The sequence below is a fragment of the Allobosea sp. genome, assembly GCF_030694325.1.
In the GTDB taxonomy this organism is placed as follows: Bacteria; Pseudomonadota; Alphaproteobacteria; order Rhizobiales; family Beijerinckiaceae; genus Allobosea.
Window position 1 is genome coordinate 1 of sequence record NZ_JAUXYO010000316.1, and the last position, 2,948, is coordinate 2,948.

The 2,948-nt window shown below is 67.7% G+C and carries 4 protein-coding genes; all 4 read right to left on the reverse strand.

Annotated elements, in window-relative coordinates:
* Positions 1 to 482, reverse strand: a 482-nt coding sequence (locus Q8M82_RS20345; protein WP_305693119.1) for an ATP-binding cassette domain-containing protein, incomplete at its 3' end; no start/stop codon positions are given.
* Positions 479 to 1,531, reverse strand: coding sequence for an ABC transporter ATP-binding protein (locus tag Q8M82_RS20350; protein ID WP_305693120.1), 1,053 nt, complete (start codon positions 1,529 to 1,531; stop codon positions 479 to 481). The genes Q8M82_RS20345 and Q8M82_RS20350, both read right to left, overlap by 4 nt.
* A 2-nt stretch (positions 1,532 to 1,533) precedes the next feature.
* Positions 1,534 to 2,427 (reverse strand): ABC transporter permease, encoded by an 894-nt coding sequence (locus tag Q8M82_RS20355; RefSeq protein ID WP_305693121.1) that lies wholly within the window; start codon positions 2,425 to 2,427, stop codon positions 1,534 to 1,536.
* Between the two features lies 1 nt (position 2,428).
* The coding region (locus Q8M82_RS20360) for an ABC transporter permease (RefSeq protein ID WP_305693122.1) at positions 2,429 to 2,948 on the reverse strand (520 nt) is incomplete at its 5' end.

Consider the following 2,948-nt stretch of genomic DNA (forward strand, 5'->3'; position numbering starts at 1 on the left):
GACATCTCGTGCGGATAGGCTTTCAGCCGGCGCTCCGGCGATGGAATGCGCACCAGCTCGAGCAGTTCGAGCGCGCGCGCCATCGCCGCCTTCGCCGAGATGCTCTCGTGCCGGATGATCGCCTCGGCGATCTGCTGGCCGACGGTGTAGACGGGATCGAGCGCGAGCGCGGGATCCTGGAAGATCATCGAGGTGACGGCGCCGCGATAATCCGCCAGATCCTGCGGGTTCAGCGCCAAGACGTCGCGGCCGTCGACCCGGACGCCGCCGCCGATGTCGGTGCGGCTTTCGGGCAGGAGGCGCAGCAGCGTCTTCAGCGTCACGCTCTTGCCGGAGCCGGATTCGCCGAGGATGCCGAGCACCTGTCCCGGCTCCAGGGTCAGCGAGACGCCGTTGACGGCGTGGACGGTCTGGGCGCCGCGGAAGCGCACCGTCAGGTTCTCGATCTCGACGAGGGGCGTGGCTGTCTGGGTCGTGCTCATGCCGCGACCTCCAGGGCAGGCGCGTGGCTGTGGCCGGAGCCGGGCACCTGCATGTGGCAGGCGACCTGGCGGGCGCCCTCGCCCACCGTGGCGAGCACCGGCTTCACCTTGGCGCAGACCGTCTGCGCATGCGGGCAGCGCGGGTGGAAGCGGCAGCCTTCGGGCGGGTTGATCGGGTTCGGCGGATCGCCGGCGAGCGGGGCTTCCATGGTCCGGTTGTCGGGATCCATCGACGGCATCGCCGAGAGCAGCGCACGCGTATAGGGGTGGCGCGGATCGCCATAGAGCTCCTCGACGGGGCCGATCTCCACGACTTCGCCGAGATACATCACCATGACGCGGTCGCTGATGAAGCGGACGACGTTGAGGTCGTGGCTGATGAAGATGTAGGTCAGGCCGAACTCCTCGCGCAGATCGGCGAGCAGGTTGAGCACCTGGGCCTCGACCGATTTGTCGAGCGCCGAGACGGCCTCGTCGAGGATCACCAGCCGCGGGCCGAGCGCGAGCGCACGCGCGATGTTGACGCGCTGGCGCTGGCCGCCGGAGAGCTCGTGCGGATAGCGCGCGGCGAAGCGGGCGGGGTCGAGCCCGACGCGCTGCAGCAGGTCGCGCGCCTTGAGGACGGCGTTCGCCTTGGAGACGCCATGCACCGTCGGCCCGAAGGCGATCGAATCCTCGATGGTGAGGCGCGGATTGAGTGAGGCATAACTGTCCTGGAAGACCATCTGCGCCTGGCGGCGATAGTCCTTCAGCGTCAGGGCCTGTCCGCCGACGATCTCGCCGTCGAACAGCATCTCGCCCTTGTCCTGCGGGATGAGCTGCATGACGACGCGCGCCGTCGTCGACTTGCCGCAGCCGGATTCGCCGACGACGCCCAGCGTCTCGCCCTTCATCACGGCAAAATCGACGCCGTCGACGGCGCGCACCACGGCCCCGCCGCCAAGCGGAAAATGCTTGGTCAGCGTCTTCGCCTGCAAGAGCGGGGTGCCGGCGCCGCCGCGGTCGGGATGAGTCTGTTGAGGGGTCGCGTCGACCGTGTCCTGGGTCATGGTCAGCCCTTCACGTCCATCGCCGAGCGCAGACCGTCGGAGAGCAGGTTGAACGAGATCGAGGTGATGAAGATCGCGGCGCCCGGCAGCGCCGCCACCCAGGGCTGCACATAGATCGCGGTGCGCAGCGTGTTGAGCATCAGCCCCCATTCCGGGGTCGGCGGCTTGGTGCCGAGCCCGAGGAAGGAGAGACCCGAGGCCAGGATCATCGAGACCGAGATCAGGCTCGTCGCATAGACGAAGATCGGCCCCAGCACGTTGCCGAGCACATGGACGCGGATGATCGTGATCGCGTTGGCGCCGCTGGCACGGGCCGCCTCGACATAGTCCATCGAGCGGACCTGCGTCGTCACGCTCTCGGCGATGCGCGCGAGCGGCGGAATGAAGACGATGGTCAGCGACAAAAGCGAATTGGTGATGCCGGCGCCGAGCGCCCCCGAGAGCGCGATCGCCAGCAGCACCGAGGGGAAGGCATAGAACACATCGACCGTGCGCATCACGATGGTGTTGAACTTGCCGCCGAAGAAACCGGCGGCGACGCCGATCACCGAGCCGATGATGAAGGCGATGAACACCGGCACCACGCCCATGAAGAGCGAGAGCCGCGCCCCGAAGATCAGCCGCGAGAGCATGTCCCGGCCGAGTTCGTCGGCGCCGAGCGGATAACCCGGTGTCCCGATCGGCCGCAGACGCCGCAGCATCGACGAACGCGTCGGGTCGGCCGGCGCGATGTAATCGGCGAAGATCGCCATCAGGATGATCGCCAGCACCACCAAGCCGGCACCGACCGCGACCTTGTCCTTCTTGAACCGACGCCAGACGCCCGACCAATAGCCGGGTGACTTCGCCAGAGGCGGCACGATCACGGCCGCGTTGCCTTGCGCGATGGCGGACATCTCAGCGCCTCCGGACGCGCGGGTCGAGCAGACCCTGCAGGATATCGACGAGGACGTTCAAACCCACGAAGAACATGGCGAGCACGAGGATGGTGCCCTGCAGCAGCGGCAGGTCGCGCTGGAAGATGGCATTGCCGAGCAGGAAGCCGGTGCCGGGCCAGGAGAACACCGTCTCGATCAGGATCGAGCCGCCCAGCAGATAGCCGAGCTGCAGGCCCATCACGGCGAGCGCGGTCGGCGCGGCATTCTTCACGACATGGCGGAAGACGCCGAAATCCATCAGCCCCTTGGCCCGCAGCGCCGGCACGAATTCCTGGTTGAGGATATCGGCGACCAGCGCGCGCACGGTGCGCGCGATGATGCCCATCGGGATCACCGACATCGTGATGGCGGGCAGGATCATGTAGCTGACATGCTCCCAATCCCATTTCCACGCCGCCGAGCCGCCAGGCCCCGCCCCGCCCGGCGGCAGCCAGCCGAGCTGCACCGAGAAGACGATGACCAGCACCATGCCGAGCCAG